Here is a 14,720-nt window from a genome sequence, read left to right as displayed (position 1 = left end):
TTGACTCAATTCATTTATGAGCGACTTACGCCCAATTCGGATACTGCAAAAATTCTTTTAGGCAAACTTAGGTTTCAGACACAGCTAACACATCGGTTAACTTGATGCCCATACCGCCTCTCAAGTTAAGAATCGCGCCAGTACTGGCCGTACCGAGAGAAACGCTGGTCACATGAGCATAGGTCGAGACTGGCAATTCTTGGGATTTACCATCCACTAAACCACTCGCCTTGATCGTATAGTTACCTGCGGTTACAGGTTTTCCATCTTTATCGAGGCCATCCCAGTTAACATCGACATTGCCCCCCTTACTGCCATCAACTTTAAAGGTGGTCACAACTTGGCCTTTCTCATCCTCAACACGTACAGTAACTTCAGGAATTTTAGCTGGCGTGCTAATCACACCTTTTATTGTTGGGCTTTCAGCTGAAATGTTACCTGTATCAGTTGGGATCAATACCTTGCGACCAACAAGTCCTGATGCCTGTAATGCTTGGCTTGATGTCATAACACCGTTTAAATTAACGATTTCCTTATTCAACTTAGTAATACCATCAACCGTCGAGAATGATGCCATCTGCGCAATCATTTGGTCGTTGTCGACGGGCTTAAAGGGATCTTGCATCGATAACTGTTGGCTTAATAACGAGAAAAAGTCATCTTGAGTTAACTGCTGGCTTTTTGCTTCCGGTACTATTGAATCTTTTGGCAAACGTATGCCATCAAGAAACGGATTACCCGTTGAGCTGGTTGATGAATTCGTCGTAACGGCATTTGGCTGACTCTTATTTTGAGCCGTCTGCGCCGACGCTTGGTTAATTTGATTAATGAGGCTCACAGCTTACCTCCTAAGTAACACATGTTATTTACCCATCCCAAGTGTTTGTTGCAGCATAGACTTAGCTGCTTCAGCGACTTGAACATTCATTTGATATGAGCGCGAAGCAGAAATCATATCTGCCATTTCTTCCATGACATTAACATTCGGTTTATAAATAAAGCCGTCCGCATCCGCCATTGGATGATCGGGCGAATATTCTTTTAGTAGTGGTCGATCACTTTCAACAATACCTTTTACCGCAACACCTTGAGAGGCTTGTTGCTGGCTTTGAGCTTTAGCCATTTCAGCTTCAAAAATAGGATGACGGGAACGATAGGTCTTATCTACGCTACTCGAGACGGAATCAGCGTTAGCTATGTTACTCGCCGTGGTGTTCAACCTGACCGATTGAGCCGACATTCCCGAGCCAGCAACATCAAATATGCTAAATAAACTCATGATTAATCCCCTCTCAGCGCTTTCTTCATGCCACTAAACTTACTGTCTAAAAAGCCTAATGACATTTGATATTCAAGGGCATTTTGCATGAATGCCGATTGTTCCTGTTGGATATCAACGGTATTGCCATCACCGGTATCGGGTTGATTTGGCACACGGAACTTAACAAATTGACCTGTCAACTCAGCAAGACCAAAATGCTTGTCTGACTCTTGCATTTCAAGACTATTACGCTGCTGTTGTTGGCCACGGGCGGCCTGCATTGCCGCAGAAAAATCAACATCACGGGCTTTATAATGTGGCGTATCGGCGTTAGCGATATTGCTCGAAATGACTTCAGCTCGCTGCGCTCTAATACCGAGAGTGTACTGATGCACACCCAGTGCATTATCAAAATTGATCGCCATAAAATTGCCTCCTCGTGTTACTCACGGAAATAAAGCAATTCATGTGCCAACATAGGGGAATAATGAGAATAACAATAGAGATGAGCAAGTGATGGATAAAAAATTACCGACAAATGTCGGTAATTTTCTTTAAAGCAGCAGACTTAAGTCTTTTTCTGGTAATAAATCCCTGGATTACAACGGACCATGTCAAACTCATCCGTTAAACCAGCTATAGATTCAGAAGCACCAAGAAATAAGATCCCTTTGGGATTAAGAGCGGCAGCGAATTGCCGCAAAATTTTTGCCTTTGCCTCAGACGCAAAATAAATCAGCACATTGCGGCAAAAAATAATGTCGAACTTACCAAGTAAGCTATAACTTTCAAGCAGATTATGTGCCCTAAAGTTCACCAAACGCTTAACATTATCCTTTAACTTCATATTGCCTGAAGGCAAAGCATCAAAAAACTGACGCTTTCGCTCCTCGGATAAACCGCGCGCTAATGCCAAGCTATCGTACTCAGCATTTTTGCAACGTTCCAACATGGAAGGCGATAAATCCGTGGCTTGAATTGACGCACTACCCGCGAGCGCACCAGGCTTCTTCTGTTGATACTCAAGAATCGTCATCGCCAATGAATAGGGTTCTTGCCCAGATGAACACGCGGCTGACCAAATCTTAAGTGGACGACCTAAACGACTGTACTCAGGTAACAAAACGTTATGCAATAACTCAAATGGATAACGATCACGAAACCAAAGGGTTTCATTGGTCGTCATAGCATCGATCACTTCAGCCCGAAGCGCACGTTCCGTTGGCTTCATCGAATGCTTAACCACATCGGATAAGGATGGCAGGTTATATTTGCCCATCAGAGGAGCTAGACGACTGCGCACCAGATATTGCTTATTTTCACCCAGTACGATGCCGCTGTGTTGCTCTAAGAACAACCTAAATTGATTATATTCAGCTTCAGCGAGTGATTTATTTGGCACATTCACATCCTAAATCCTATAGCAAGCACCAAAATCAGTGCGAAACCATCATGTTATAAAGTCGAGATTATAGCGTAAAGCGTATCTAGGTACTAACTACTGCACTTACAAACTTAAGTGTTTATTCACGGCAGCAGCCAGTTCGTCGGGATTAAACTTAGCGATAAAGTCATTGGCCCCCACTTTTTGAACCATTGCCTGATTGAATACACCACTTAACGACGTATGCAGTACCACTTTAATATGCTTGAGCTTAGGATCGTCTCGGATCTCAGCGGTCAAGGTGTAGCCATCCATTTCAGGCATCTCAATGTCTGAGATAATGAGAGGGATTTCATCGGCAACATTGTCCATTTCTTTGGCGATTTCTTTAAGCTTATCTAATGCTTCTCGACCATCTTTTGCGGTATCAATTTGTAAGTTCAATGACTCGAGTGAACGAATAATTTGCTTACGCGCCACGGCAGAATCATCGATAACCATAATATGGTAATGCTGGGTTCTGTCGAGGGTCAGTTTTTCATTGGCTTCTTCACTGATAGCGGTTTTAACCGGTGAAATCTCATCTAAGATTTTTTCTACGTCGAGAATTTCAACCAATTCACCTTCAATTTCAGTTACAGCCGTCAGATAAGAATAACGACCGGCACCTTGCGGCGGAGGCATAATCGCTTCCCAATTCATGTTGATAATCCGCTCAACAGAACTGACCAAGAAACCTTGAACGCTACGGTTATATTCAGAAATAATGATGAAACAGTTTTCAGTACTCGCTAAAGGTCTACCACCTGTTGCCGCACTCAGATCAATAACTGAAATAGTCGTACCGCGAATATGCGCGACACCTTTAACATAAGGATTAAGTTTAGGCAAAGTAGTCAGTGGCGGGCACTGCAGTACTTCTTTCACCTTAAACACGTTAATCCCAAACCGTTGACGTCCGTTTAATTTAAAAAGCAGCAATTCTAAACGGTTTTGACCAACGAGCTGGGTTCGTTTGTTGACTGAATCAAGAATACTCGACATAACTCTGCCTTGTTGTTCTGTTTATGTACGGCCCTATGACTCGTTTGAGTATAGGCATATTAATTGCTTACGTCTTATCTATCGATAAACATAGTCGAAACTGAGTCAATCTTCTGACAGTGATGCAAAATATTATTACAGTAGTCAGCTTCGAACTTGATAAAAGTATAGGTGCATTCTGGCGTTACAAGCTAGTCTCTTCATTATGAAAGTAAATTTAGTCTGTTTTTTTAGTGTTTTCGCCCTCTTCATGCCCGCTTTTGCGAGTGCAGAGCCTATTGTTCCCACCGTATCGGCCATCTCAGAATTAGCTAAAGCGCTTATTTCAGAAAAGATATCCGTGCCCGTTAATGCCAAAGTCGATATTTCGCCGCAAATAGTTGACGCAAGAATGCTGCCGTCACAATGCTCGTCGCCGATTAAGGTTGAATTGGCTAGTGACAGGGAAATTAGCCGTAATAACACCCTAAAAGTCAGCTGCGATACGCAAGATCTCGCTTACCCTTGGCAAATTTATATCTCGGTTAGAGTGGATATTTTATTCCCCGTTGTTGTCACAACTGAAACCTTAGCACCTGGCGAACTCATCTCCCCTAGCCAAGTTGAAATCCGTTACATTGAGCAAAATAGTTTACGAGGCGCTGAGTTTGATGACCCAAGTAAATTAGCAGGTGTACGAGTAAAACGACGCGTCTCGAAGGATTATCCTATATTGAGCAATAACTTATGCTTCGTTTGTAAAAATGATTCGGTATCTATTTATGTTCGTTCTAACTCATTCGAACTTAAAACTGCGGGCGAAGCCCTACAAGATGGCAATAAAGGCGATCGGATCAGAGTCAAAAATAGCAGTTCAAACAAAGAACTAGATGCTATAGTCACGGGCATTGGCGAAGTTGAAGTAAGAATGTAAAATAATCTAAAGCTTTTTTATAAGCTGCCGATACCCCAGTTAAGAAATCCCGTACACACGACGCTGGAGCCGAAAATGGCAATTGATATTAGCAAACTCAACACTGCAACGACCACACAAGTTCGTTCAGGTGCAACTAAAACTAGCAGCGATCAATCTGCTCAAGTTGCCACAAAATCGACAACACCACAAAGAAGCGACTCAGTGGTGATTACAGCGCAAGCGCAACAACTTCAAGGAGCTCAGACTAAAATGGCGAGCCTTCCTGAAGTTGATCAAAAGAAAGTGGCCGAAATTAAACAGGCTATCGCCGAAGGCCGCTATAAAATTGACCCTGAAAAGTTGGCTGCCAATATTGCAAGTTTTGAAGCCGAACTTAATGACTTGAATAAAGAGTAACTATGACTGAAATAGCTAAACTGGTAGATCTACAACACGCCCATTTGGCTGTTCTTAAGCAAATCATACTCAAGGAAAAAGGCGCTTTGGTTGACCAAAACGCCGATTTACTGCTTTCTCTTGCTAACGAAAAATCACAATGTCTGAAAGAACTCAAGACTAATGACGATATTCTGGCAAACCACACTGATAAGTCTCAACTCACTCAGCAAACCGAACTCGTGCATAAAATGGCCGTTGTCAAAGACGCATTAACTGAATGCAAAGAACTGAACGATCAAAATGCCAGTTTAATTGAGATGAATTTAGCCAGTCTCAATCGCTTCGCTCAAGCTTTACAAGCCAGTAGAAACGCCTCCAGCCTTACGTATAACGATAAAGGCAAGACCTCAACTATCTCAAGTTTAGGCAATGATTTAAAGGCCTAACAGGCGCATCAATTCCTACTCTGTATTTCCCGCTTCTAAGCTCTGCTCTGATTAAAGATTAGACTTTGATACTTGTGCAGAAAAAGAAAAGCCGCATAACTACTCGCATAGTACGCGGCTCAATAGAGTCATGTAGAAATGACTAGAAATACGTGACTTCTTTCACTCGTTGTGGACGACTCTGTTGTTGATACAGCGCCCATACCTGTGAAAAATCCAGTTCTAACTCAGTGACATAATGATCGCCAGCCGGATAACTCTTAACGACCCGCGCCCCACGGATCACACCAGAAACCGACGCTTTAACATTATCGTCCGTCAACATCCAATCACTGACACTGCTGTTTGCCGTTATTTTCTGCCCATAAACTTGTTCTACTAATTCACGATAGGCCACAATTTTTGATGCTTGCATGGCCATCAACACTCTTTGTGATTGCTCTTTAGCCGGTTGAGTCGCTAAGGGCGCATATCCTATGGCCGTTAACTTAGGAAAACTCGGCGGCGGCACATCCTCCCATTGCACATATCTATCTTTAGCAGCGCAGCCAGTTAGCATTAGCGCCGCAATAACTAAAAGGTAGCGTTTCATTTTCCATCTCCTAAAACACGCACTTCATTCATGCCTGGACTCGCCTGACGATATAAGATGCCATTTTGTGACACAATTTGCTCCGAAGGCTGCATGTAGTTTGCCAACTCTTTTTGAGTCACAAAAGTTTGAGAGGCCGATACCACACGATTGTTACTTATGTTCACAATCCGAGTATTGATCGCCATACCATTGGTAACTGGGCTCATAGTCGAAACGACAAGATGCTCAACGGGAAGATTTTTCGACAATTGTTGCCAATCTCGCGTCAAAATAAAATCCCCATTAGCCGTCACTCTCAAGCCATCTGCTAAATTTAAATCAACCACATTAAACTGAAAGCTATGGAGCGACGTCATTAATCCTTGCTGTAACTGCTGCGCCAACGCATTTGTGCCATTCATGTCACCCACTAATACTGGGGTGGCGACGACAATTGGTTGATCAGAACGCAGAGCATCATTTTGCTTAACGAGCTCTGTCACAATTCGCTGTGCTAAATGGTTGATCACTGCCGTTGGCGGCAACCCATTGCCATCCACTAAACTCGGTTTGGGCGGCGTAACCGGTTTAGCTACACATCCACCTAACATTATCAATGTTAAGGGAATAATCACACGCTTTAGCATTGGATTTACCTCATCTGTGGGTGTACTGGCAATTAAATCACTCACACTCTATGCGTTTCATTTTTGTGAGTAACAAAAGCCAGCAATCTTCGGACCAAAATTGCTCCAGCCCGACAATATTATGCTCATACGCTGTATATCGACTGCGCCAATGGAAACTTTATCAAAAGTTCTCATACTCAGGCATGAAATTTGCTTTGTCGGTATATTAGATTAAGTGTCAGGAAACTGGCTCGATTAGCAAGCTCGCCAATAGCTTAGCGATAAGGATTGTATTGATGCATATACCACGTTCAGCTTCGCTCATCATTTTGAGCCTTGCACTGCTGTCTTTGCCTACTCGGGCCGAATGGATAGAAGCCAGTGGTGAAGCGACTATTATCAATGGTAATACGGCTCAAGCAAGGGAAGAAGCGATTAATCAAGCCGTTAGCTACGCGACATTAAGCACAGGCATTCAAATCTCCAGTGAACAACAAACCTCTAACGGAAACCTTACACAGAATAACTTCGCGATAAATCGCAACGCCCAAGCCATCAGCATCCAACTCGTTAGCGAACGAATCCAGGGAAACAAAATTTATGTGTCCCTACGACTCGATCTAAATGATGATCCTACGCAGCAGTGTCCAAATGGACAATTAAAGGCTGCGATTCTAATCCCTCAAGCACAAATTAAAGATCGTACTCAGCTCAGATACGGACAGCTTTCAGGCTTTGAAGAAGTTATTTCCGAAAAACTAGGCAGTGTTATAGAAGATTACTCTTCCACAGGTTTTAGCCACACTCACGCTAAAGAGCTGCTCGACATTAAACAAGATCTAGTGGATATTCGCGGTTATCGACTCCCAAGCTGGCTCAGTGAAATTACCGACAGCCAATATATTCTTCAACCGCAGATCATTGATATATCGATAGAGCCTGTACAACCCACCTTCTTAGGATTTTGGGATGAAGCTCCACTCAGGCAATTCCAGTTCAAACTTAGCCTTTATCATGGGATCAGTGGCGAAGAAGTCTGGAGTAAAAGCTACAGCACATCAGCGCCATGGGAATTTGAAGAACAAGCCATTATTGCCCCGAATACGGACAGATTCTGGCGATCATCCTATGGCAAAAATATTACTAAATTAATGCAACAGGCTACCCACGATTTGGACAGTACTCTCAATTGCAGACCCTTACTCGGCCAAGTCGTGAGCCGCCAAGCGGACAGGCTCATTTTAAATCTCGGCCGTAAACATGGCATTCGTGTCGGGGATAAATTCCAAGTCGTATTACAGCAAAACCTACCCGATCGACTCAATGAAATGCGCGCCGTCGCAACCAAAAGTAGAGCCACGGTAAAAATCGAACAAGTGAGTGAAGAAAGCTCTACAGCAGTACTTTTAGACCAAAATGCGGCCTACAATGTGCAGATAAACGACATAGCGCTTAAGATTTAAGCAACTAAATCATAAGCCTTTTAATCAGAGATAAAACCAGTATAATCACTGTCGTCTCTCTATAGCTCAACAGGATAGAGCAGCCGCCTCCTAAGCGGCCGATCGGGGTTCGAGTCCCTGTGGAGAGACCAGATAGTGACCTTGGTGATATCAAACTCCCAGAAATCTTCCGGAGAAACGGAATGACCGAGCTATTTGCGTCTAATCTCAATATTATCATCAAGCGTTGGCCTATCGTAGCAGCTGCGGTCAAAAGCCAAACTATCAATGAATTAGATGCCCACCTTGTCAACGGTCGCAATCAAACTATCAGTGTCAATGGCATTCAACTCAGCAGCCGTCATGACCGCCTTGCCGAAGCCCAGCTCTTTATCAGCACATTACCTGCAGATGCAACTCACGTAACCGTCTACGGTGTCGGTATGGGAGATGTACCAAGTTTACTTATCGATAATCCACAGTATCTTTCAATTGATGTTTGCATTTTAAATCTCAGCGTTTTTGCCCTCCTCATCAGTTACACAGATCAAAGCGAATGGTTAAAGCATCCAAACATTAATTTAACGGCGCTTCCAAGCGCAAAGTTAAATTTTCCTAATATTGCAATTACGCCAGATCTCACTCTTGTCAGTGATGAAAATGCCACTCTCAGAGACTTATTAGTCATGGAGCTCAATCGTGAGTTCTCTAATCAACGACATCAGTCTGATGATCCTACAATATTAAAACGCTTCGAGGATAACCAACTTTATATTACTCATGATCCTGATGCCGCGAGCTTAATAAATAGTCATAGTAGCTATAAAGCTATCGTGATCGGCTCGGGTCCTTCTTTAGAAGAGCATTATGATTATCTGCAACAAATTAGTTCAAGTTCCCATAGGCCACTCATCATAGCGGCCGATACTGCATTACGTGGTTTACTTCACAATAATATAAAACCAGATATTGTGATCTGCATTGACGGATTGATAGGTGAATACCATTTACCGCTAGCCTCGACTCATGACATCAATCTTGTTTATTTTCCCCGAGTTGATCCAGTGGTACTTAATGCTTGGTTAGGCCAAAGATTTATTGCCTATGGAGGCAGTCAAATATACGACAAGCTCGCTTCTCGATATCCCAAACTAAGACTGTTCACGAGTGGAAGCGTCATTCATCCGGCAATTGATTTAGCGATCAAATTAAAGGCAAAAGAAATTACCCTATTAGGGTGTGATTTTTGTTATTGCAATAACAAGAGTCATGCGTTCTGGAATGATCACAAATTTGGTCAAAACGATATAAAAGAACAAATATGGGTTAATGCGGTTATTCAGAAAGTGAAGGAAGCTAAACACTGGTTGATCAATGGCAAAGGCCAGCGGATAGCGACGGATCTAAACTTAAGAGCATATCTCAGACACTTGGAACGCTACATCGCTAAGCATCCAGAAGTAAAGTTTTACCAAGCGAGTTTATCAGGCGCTAAAATTCGCGGTTCTCAGTATAAGGACCTCATATTATGAGCTTAAGTCTACAAGATTCACTGCGGCAAACGGCAGGTTTATTTAGACTCGGTCAAGAAGCAAAGGCTTCAGTAGAGTTACGGTTATGTCTTGATAAAATAGAAAAAAACTGCCCAGAACTTGTCCTTAATTCGACTTTTCAGCAAATATTGCCTTCTATGCTTCAGGCACAAGAGCAACACGATTGGTTAAGCCTTGCCGATTATTTAGAGTATGAACTAATAGAACTAGTCTGATAAAACAAGAGTACCAGGGCATCAAGCTTCCCAGAGACTTGCCGTTAATAGACTATACCGAGCCATTTGCGAGTAACTATGACTACACATTCACCTATTTTTATCGCTGAAGTCTCCAGCAACCATCATAGAGACTTACAGCGTTGTATTGAGTTTATCAAAACTGCTGCAGACATTGGTTGCGATGCCGTAAAGTTTCAGCTTTTCCAAATAGAGCAACTTTTCGCTCCCGAGATTCTGGCGAAAAGTGAAACGCATCGAAAGCGCAAAGATTGGGAGCTCCCAGTCAGTTTTTTGCCTGAATTAAAACAAAGTTGTGATGAATATGGCATTCAGTTTTCATGCACACCATTCTACTTAGATGCAGTTGCAGAACTGGCTCCATATGTCGATTTTTATAAAATTGCCTCCTACGAATTGTTATGGACGGATCTACTGGTAGCCTGTGCAAAAACGGGATTACCTGTCGTTCTTTCAACTGGCATGGCTACTTTAGAAGAGATAGATCAAGCGGTACTCACGCTAAAAGAAAATGGTGCAAAAGACATCACCTTGCTCCATTGCGTATCGGCATACCCAACTCCTGAGAATGAATGCAATCTTGCGGTATTAGAAAGCTTTAGAAATCGCTATAAAGTTAACGTTGGCTGGTCTGATCATACTGTTTCTAGTGCGGTACTTAACCGAGCTGTACACAAATGGCGAGCCGATGTCATAGAGTTTCATTTAGATTTAGATGAAAAAGGCGATGAATATGCTTCAGGACATTGTTGGCTGCCACAACAGATTGCACCCGTAATCCAAGGTATAAAATTAGCCAATGTGATTGATGGCAACCCAGAAAAACAATTTGTTGCTAGTGAAGCCTCAGATAGAGAATGGCGAGCGGATCCCCTTGATGGATTACGTCCATTGCGGCATCAAAGAGAGAAATTTGGAGTATCAGAATAATGAGTTTGTCCCCCATCACAGTGGCAGCAGATGCTGTTATCGAATTTTTGGCACATCAGGGTATTTATGCACTCCATAACTATCCAGGAGGAACAATCGCTCCCCTCCTAGATGCATGCAAACGATTTGGTATTGCCGTTTATACTTCTCGTAATGAACAAGGAGCGGGTTACGCAGCTTTAGCTCAGGGGAAATTAACGCAGTTACCCGGTATTGTTGCAGTGACATCGGGGCCTGGCGTAACGAATGTGCTAACGCCTGTCGCTGATGCCTATTTTGATGGCATACCTATGCTGGTGTTCACAGGACAAGTAGGTACGGGAGATCTCACCGGAAGTAAGTCTGTTCGTCAATCAGGATTCCAAGAGGTCGATACCCCAGCCCTAATGAAGCCGATCACTAAAGCACAGTTTCAACCCCAAAATATTGTGGAATTATACGAAATCCTTCCACAGGCATGGGCTCTCGCTTTAGAAGGCAGAAAAGGCCCCGTTTCCATTGATTTACCAATGGATGTGCAACGCACCGCAGTTACAGAGCCAATTAAGCTGATTACAGCTGCATTAGCGAAAACCAATACAGCAGAACTTGATGTATTTATTGATACCCTAATTGAAGCAATAAATACTTCGCAAAGGCCAGTCATTATTTGCGGTAATGGCATGACGACTCCTGCATTAGTAGAAGCATTGCATAAACTGAGAATCCATTGGCCAGCGGCTGTCAGTCATAGTCTTTTGGGTATCGGAGTTCTACCCACTGATGATAATGGCTGTTTAGGCTTTCATGGTCATACCGGTAGCCAGATTGCAGGCAAAGCCATTGCAGAATCCGATTTATTACTGGTTTTAGGATCTCGATTGGATGTCCGCCAAACGGGTACGCTTAAAGCGGATTTTGCAGCGAATGCAAAAATTTTCAGAGTTGATATTGATGAAGGTGAATTAGCCCACAGCCGGATAGCACACCATGCAGCGGTTCATTCTGGACTTACTGAGTTTTTCGATACTTTATTAAAGAATCAACACAAATTATCAGTTCCAGAACTTTCTGAATGGAATAACACTATCACGCAGTGGAAAGCGCAATTAGCTTGGCCATATCCAGAATATCCAGGTATTGCACCAGATAAACTACTCAAAAAACTCAGTGACAATTTACCCGAAAGTACTTTAGTCACTACTGGAGTAGGTGCACACCAACACTGGGTTGCTAGGCACTTCAGATTTGCACTACCGCAGCGCAAGCTTTTGACTTCTGCAGGACATGGCACTATGGGGTATGACCTCCCTACTGCTATCGGTGCAGCTATTCACGCTCCTGAGTCTACAATTCTCTGCATTGCTGGGGATGGTTCGTTTCAGATGAATATCCAAGAGCTAGACGTCATCAGTGAATTAGGACTTAATATTAAAATTCTTGTTGTCGATAACCATAGATTAGGACTTGTTTCCCAGTTTCAACTGATGAATTGGGAAACAGATACCGCATGCGGCAATAAACATTCGCCCAATTTTGCTCTCATAGCACAAGGTTACGGTATTCAAGCTATCCATTGTTCCGAAGAAGCTGAACTTGAACAAGCGCTCACCGCATTCATCGAAGCCAAAGCGGCTGTTTTACTCCATGTAGAGATAAATCCTCAACACGATATTTTACCTATGCTACTTGGTGGACAAGCAACAGATAAGATGTGGCCATATTTTGATGCCCAAGGCAAGCCAAGGGGTAAGAACCATGACTAAGCTAGTGCTCATAACAGGTGGGAGTCGTGGTATCGGTGCTGAATTAGCGCGTAGTTTTGCCGCCAATGATTATTTAGTCGCAATGACCTATTGCCATAATGCAAATGCAGCAACTGAATTAGCAGAGGAGCTAGGTCCAAATGTGTATGCATTTTATCTAGATCAGTCTATTCCTGACAGTATAAGTACCTGTGTTAACGCAATTGAACATCATTTTTCGCGTACTATTGATATTCTTATAAATAATGGGGCTATTGCGCAGGAAAAGCCTTACTTAGAAATCACTGCTAACGATTTTGAAGTGATACTCAATACTAATTTACGTGGACCATTTCTACTAACTCAAGCCTGTATTCCAGCAATGCAAGCAAATACATGGGGAAAGATCATCAACATTAGTTCTATTGGTGGACAGTGGGGAGGATTTAACCAAGTTCATTATGCTGCGGCAAAAGCCGGTTTACTCAACTTAACTAAGTCTATTGCTAAAATATATTCAGCCGATGGCATAAATTGTAATGCTATATCAATAGGCCTAGTTGAAACAGAAATGACACGTAATGAGTTAGCATCTGAACTGGGTAAACAAAAAGTGGCAGCAATTCCGGCCAAACGACTGGGCCATACTCGCGATATAAACGCCATCGCATTATTTCTTGCTTCCGATGACAGCAATTATCTTTGCGGGCAAACGCTCAACGCTAATGGCGGCATGTACTTTAGCTAGTTGTGATAAAGGCAGAGTGGTAATCAGCAATTGTTGATCAAAGTTAAAAATATTAAACTGTCCCAAAGTGTATAAATACCGAGTAACAATAATGTCAAATGACCACAAGCACTTACTTATTATCGGCGCAGGAATCGAAGCCTGTGAAGGAATTAAAATCGCTAAAGCGATGGGACTAAAACTCATCATTGTCGACGGAAATGCTGAGGCACCAGGCTTAAGTATGGCCGATTGGCCAATTATTGAGAGTACCTATCACGGCCAAGGTATTCTTAAGAAAATCCAAGCCCTTATTACATCTGGAATAGCAGTTCATGGCATTATCGCCATGTGTGCAGATGTGCCTCTGAGTGTCGCAACAGTGAGCAATGCGCTAGGTCTTCCAGGATTATCACTTGAAAGCGCATTTTTAGTATCAGACAAACTTGCGATGAAAATCAAACTCCAGTCTGAAGGGATTCCTATACCCTGCTTTGCTGATGTATCAGATAAAACAAACTTACTAGAACAAGCCAACACAATTGGCTTCCCACTTATTATAAAACCTGTTGATAGCCGTGGCGCTCGTGGAGTTCAACTAATTGATTCAGCCAAAGACCTCGACAGAGCTTGGGAGCTTGCAGCCAAAGAATCCCCCACATCAAGGGTCATGCTAGAAGAATATCTTGAGGGCCAACAGTTCAGCACAGAAACATTAGTTGATAGAGGACAATGCTACACACTGGGATTTGCCGATCGCAACTACGAATGGCTATCGCGCTCTAAGCCTTTCATTATTGAAAATGGTGGAGATAGCCCTACAAGCGTGAGTTCTGAGGTCAAAGCGGAAGTCATAACCATTGTTGAGCAAGCTGCCGCTGCGCTTGGCATCAATCAAGGTGTTGCCAAAGGCGACATGGTCTACACTGCACAAGGAGCTAAGGTTATCGAGATTGCTGGGCGACTCTCTGGAGGATTCTTTTCCACAACTCAAATACCCTTAGCCACAGGGATCAATTTTATCGAGAAAGCCATCAAACTAGCTTTAGGGGAACCACTGACAAGGGAGGAAGTCACAGTTAAATATCAGCGTGCTGTTGCTATTCGCTACCTTGATCTTGCACCGGGTAAGGTTTCCCAGATTCTGGGAGAGGTGGAGGCAAGCTGCGCTACAGGCGTAGAGATGCTAAAAATTTTTATCAAGGAAGGGAGTGTTATTTATCCGCTAACCAATCATACACAAAGATCGGGGTTTGCCATTGCCAGTGCAGACAATAAACTAGCGGCGATAGCTAAGGCACAAGCAGCGCTTTTGAATATCAGAATCATTTATGATTAAAAAAACCAGACTCCAGGTAATAGCGGCGTTGTTGAACAAATCAGTGAACTAATTAGCGTTGCCGTGATCAGATCTCCTGACTCACCTTCAGGACGGCAACATGGGCAAATCAATACGTAAAATCGTTAATTGGAAGC

17 protein-coding genes and 1 tRNA gene are annotated in these 14,720 nt (G+C 43.0%); 11 read left to right on the top strand and 7 right to left on the bottom strand.

The annotated features are described in order from the left end of the window. Positions 1–67 precede the first annotated feature (67 nt). From flgD to L5M38_RS08475, 5 genes are all read right to left on the bottom strand, one after another. Positions 68–838: a flagellar hook assembly protein FlgD gene (gene flgD, locus L5M38_RS08495; RefSeq protein WP_131523075.1), complete on the bottom strand. Its 771-nt coding sequence runs from the start codon at positions 836–838 to the stop codon at positions 68–70. A gap of 24 nt (positions 839–862) precedes the next feature. Continuing rightward, the gene (gene flgC, locus L5M38_RS08490; RefSeq protein ID WP_006082428.1) at positions 863–1,279 is read right to left on the bottom strand and encodes a flagellar basal body rod protein FlgC; all 417 of its coding nucleotides are present in this window, start codon (positions 1,277–1,279) and stop codon (positions 863–865) included. A 2-nt stretch (positions 1,280–1,281) separates the two neighbouring features. Continuing rightward, a complete protein-coding gene (gene flgB / locus L5M38_RS08485) occupies positions 1,282–1,686 on the bottom strand; it encodes a flagellar basal body rod protein FlgB (RefSeq protein WP_006082429.1) in 405 nt (134 codons plus the stop codon). 143 nt (positions 1,687–1,829) lie between these two features. Then, a complete protein-coding gene (locus L5M38_RS08480) occupies positions 1,830–2,669 on the bottom strand; it encodes a CheR family methyltransferase (protein ID WP_263178790.1) in 840 nt (279 codons plus the stop codon). 99 nt (positions 2,670–2,768) lie between these two features. Then, positions 2,769–3,689 (bottom strand): chemotaxis protein CheV, encoded by a 921-nt coding sequence (locus tag L5M38_RS08475; protein ID WP_006082431.1) that lies wholly within the window; start codon positions 3,687–3,689, stop codon positions 2,769–2,771. A gap of 205 nt (positions 3,690–3,894) precedes the next feature. On the opposite strand from L5M38_RS08475, the gene flgA reads away from it, so the two are divergent. From flgA to L5M38_RS08460, 3 genes are all read left to right on the top strand, one after another. After that, the gene (gene flgA / locus L5M38_RS08470; RefSeq protein WP_263178789.1) at positions 3,895–4,602 is read left to right on the top strand and encodes a flagellar basal body P-ring formation chaperone FlgA; all 708 of its coding nucleotides are present in this window, start codon (positions 3,895–3,897) and stop codon (positions 4,600–4,602) included. 75 nt (positions 4,603–4,677) lie between these two features. Further along, the gene (flgM, locus tag L5M38_RS08465) at positions 4,678–5,001 is read left to right on the top strand and encodes a flagellar biosynthesis anti-sigma factor FlgM (protein WP_006082433.1); all 324 of its coding nucleotides are present in this window, start codon (positions 4,678–4,680) and stop codon (positions 4,999–5,001) included. A 2-nt stretch (positions 5,002–5,003) separates the two neighbouring features. Further along, positions 5,004–5,429: a flagella synthesis protein FlgN gene (locus tag L5M38_RS08460; RefSeq protein WP_011847321.1), complete on the top strand. Its 426-nt coding sequence runs from the start codon at positions 5,004–5,006 to the stop codon at positions 5,427–5,429. Positions 5,430–5,571: 142 nt separating this feature from the next. Here L5M38_RS08460 and L5M38_RS08455 read toward each other — a convergent pair whose 3' ends face one another. After that, entirely contained in the window at positions 5,572–6,021 is a 450-nt protein-coding gene (locus tag L5M38_RS08455) for an LPP20 family lipoprotein (protein WP_263178788.1), read from the bottom strand. Continuing rightward, entirely contained in the window at positions 6,018–6,650 is a 633-nt protein-coding gene (locus tag L5M38_RS08450; RefSeq protein ID WP_263178852.1) for a FlgO family outer membrane protein, read from the bottom strand. Before L5M38_RS08450 ends, L5M38_RS08455 begins: the two co-directional genes overlap by 4 nt. 278 nt (positions 6,651–6,928) lie before the next feature. Between L5M38_RS08450 and L5M38_RS08445 the strand changes: the two genes are divergently transcribed. The 8 genes from L5M38_RS08445 (at position 6,929) to L5M38_RS08410 (ending at position 14,583) form a co-directional block, all read left to right on the top strand. After that, the gene (locus L5M38_RS08445) at positions 6,929–8,095 is read left to right on the top strand and encodes a flagellar assembly protein FlgT (RefSeq protein ID WP_263178787.1); all 1,167 of its coding nucleotides are present in this window, start codon (positions 6,929–6,931) and stop codon (positions 8,093–8,095) included. A gap of 55 nt (positions 8,096–8,150) precedes the next feature. After that, positions 8,151–8,226, top strand: a tRNA-Arg gene (locus L5M38_RS08440). 51 nt (positions 8,227–8,277) lie between these two features. After that, positions 8,278–9,606: a motility associated factor glycosyltransferase family protein gene (locus tag L5M38_RS08435; RefSeq protein ID WP_263178786.1), complete on the top strand. Its 1,329-nt coding sequence runs from the start codon at positions 8,278–8,280 to the stop codon at positions 9,604–9,606. After that, on the top strand, positions 9,603–9,842 hold the full coding sequence (locus L5M38_RS08430; protein ID WP_006082449.1) for a hypothetical protein: 240 nt from the start codon (positions 9,603–9,605) through the stop codon (positions 9,840–9,842). Before L5M38_RS08435 ends, L5M38_RS08430 begins: the two co-directional genes overlap by 4 nt. A 78-nt stretch (positions 9,843–9,920) precedes the next feature. After that, complete coding sequence (locus L5M38_RS08425) at positions 9,921–10,793, top strand: N-acetylneuraminate synthase family protein (protein WP_263178785.1); 873 nt, start codon at positions 9,921–9,923, stop codon at positions 10,791–10,793. After that, entirely contained in the window at positions 10,793–12,538 is a 1,746-nt protein-coding gene (locus tag L5M38_RS08420) for a thiamine pyrophosphate-binding protein (protein WP_263178783.1), read from the top strand. The genes L5M38_RS08425 and L5M38_RS08420 overlap by 1 nt, the downstream gene beginning before the upstream one ends. Further along, entirely contained in the window at positions 12,531–13,265 is a 735-nt protein-coding gene (locus L5M38_RS08415; protein WP_263178782.1) for an SDR family NAD(P)-dependent oxidoreductase, read from the top strand. The genes L5M38_RS08420 and L5M38_RS08415 overlap by 8 nt, the downstream gene beginning before the upstream one ends. Before the next feature lie 91 nt (positions 13,266–13,356). Next, on the top strand, positions 13,357–14,583 hold the full coding sequence (locus tag L5M38_RS08410) for an ATP-grasp domain-containing protein (protein ID WP_263178781.1): 1,227 nt from the start codon (positions 13,357–13,359) through the stop codon (positions 14,581–14,583). Positions 14,584–14,720: the final 137 nt, after the last annotated feature.

This window comes from Shewanella sp. SM101, assembly GCF_025654465.1.
Taxonomy (GTDB): Bacteria; Pseudomonadota; Gammaproteobacteria; order Enterobacterales; family Shewanellaceae; genus Shewanella; species Shewanella oncorhynchi.
This window is presented reverse-complemented; position numbering and strand designations above follow the sequence as displayed.

Excerpts from the sequence above, each read along its gene's own strand:
- flgC (WP_006082428.1), bottom strand. The coding sequence starts at position 1,279 with ATGAGTTTATTTAGCATATTTGATGTTGCTGGCTCGGGAATGTCGGCT.
- flgB (WP_006082429.1), bottom strand. The coding sequence starts at position 1,686 with ATGGCGATCAATTTTGATAATGCACTGGGTGTGCATCAGTACACTCTC.
- L5M38_RS08475 (WP_006082431.1), bottom strand. The coding sequence starts at position 3,689 with ATGTCGAGTATTCTTGATTCAGTCAACAAACGAACCCAGCTCGTTGGT.
- flgA (WP_263178789.1), top strand. The coding sequence starts at position 3,895 with ATGAAAGTAAATTTAGTCTGTTTTTTTAGTGTTTTCGCCCTCTTCATG.
- flgM (WP_006082433.1), top strand. The coding sequence starts at position 4,678 with ATGGCAATTGATATTAGCAAACTCAACACTGCAACGACCACACAAGTT.
- L5M38_RS08460 (WP_011847321.1), top strand. The coding sequence starts at position 5,004 with ATGACTGAAATAGCTAAACTGGTAGATCTACAACACGCCCATTTGGCT.
- L5M38_RS08455 (WP_263178788.1), bottom strand. The coding sequence starts at position 6,021 with ATGAAACGCTACCTTTTAGTTATTGCGGCGCTAATGCTAACTGGCTGC.
- L5M38_RS08450 (WP_263178852.1), bottom strand. The coding sequence starts at position 6,650 with ATGCTAAAGCGTGTGATTATTCCCTTAACATTGATAATGTTAGGTGGA.
- L5M38_RS08445 (WP_263178787.1), top strand. The coding sequence starts at position 6,929 with ATGCATATACCACGTTCAGCTTCGCTCATCATTTTGAGCCTTGCACTG.
- L5M38_RS08435 (WP_263178786.1), top strand. The coding sequence starts at position 8,278 with ATGACCGAGCTATTTGCGTCTAATCTCAATATTATCATCAAGCGTTGG.
- L5M38_RS08430 (WP_006082449.1), top strand. The coding sequence starts at position 9,603 with ATGAGCTTAAGTCTACAAGATTCACTGCGGCAAACGGCAGGTTTATTT.
- L5M38_RS08425 (WP_263178785.1), top strand. The coding sequence starts at position 9,921 with ATGACTACACATTCACCTATTTTTATCGCTGAAGTCTCCAGCAACCAT.
- L5M38_RS08420 (WP_263178783.1), top strand. The coding sequence starts at position 10,793 with ATGAGTTTGTCCCCCATCACAGTGGCAGCAGATGCTGTTATCGAATTT.
- L5M38_RS08415 (WP_263178782.1), top strand. The coding sequence starts at position 12,531 with ATGACTAAGCTAGTGCTCATAACAGGTGGGAGTCGTGGTATCGGTGCT.
- L5M38_RS08410 (WP_263178781.1), top strand. The coding sequence starts at position 13,357 with ATGTCAAATGACCACAAGCACTTACTTATTATCGGCGCAGGAATCGAA.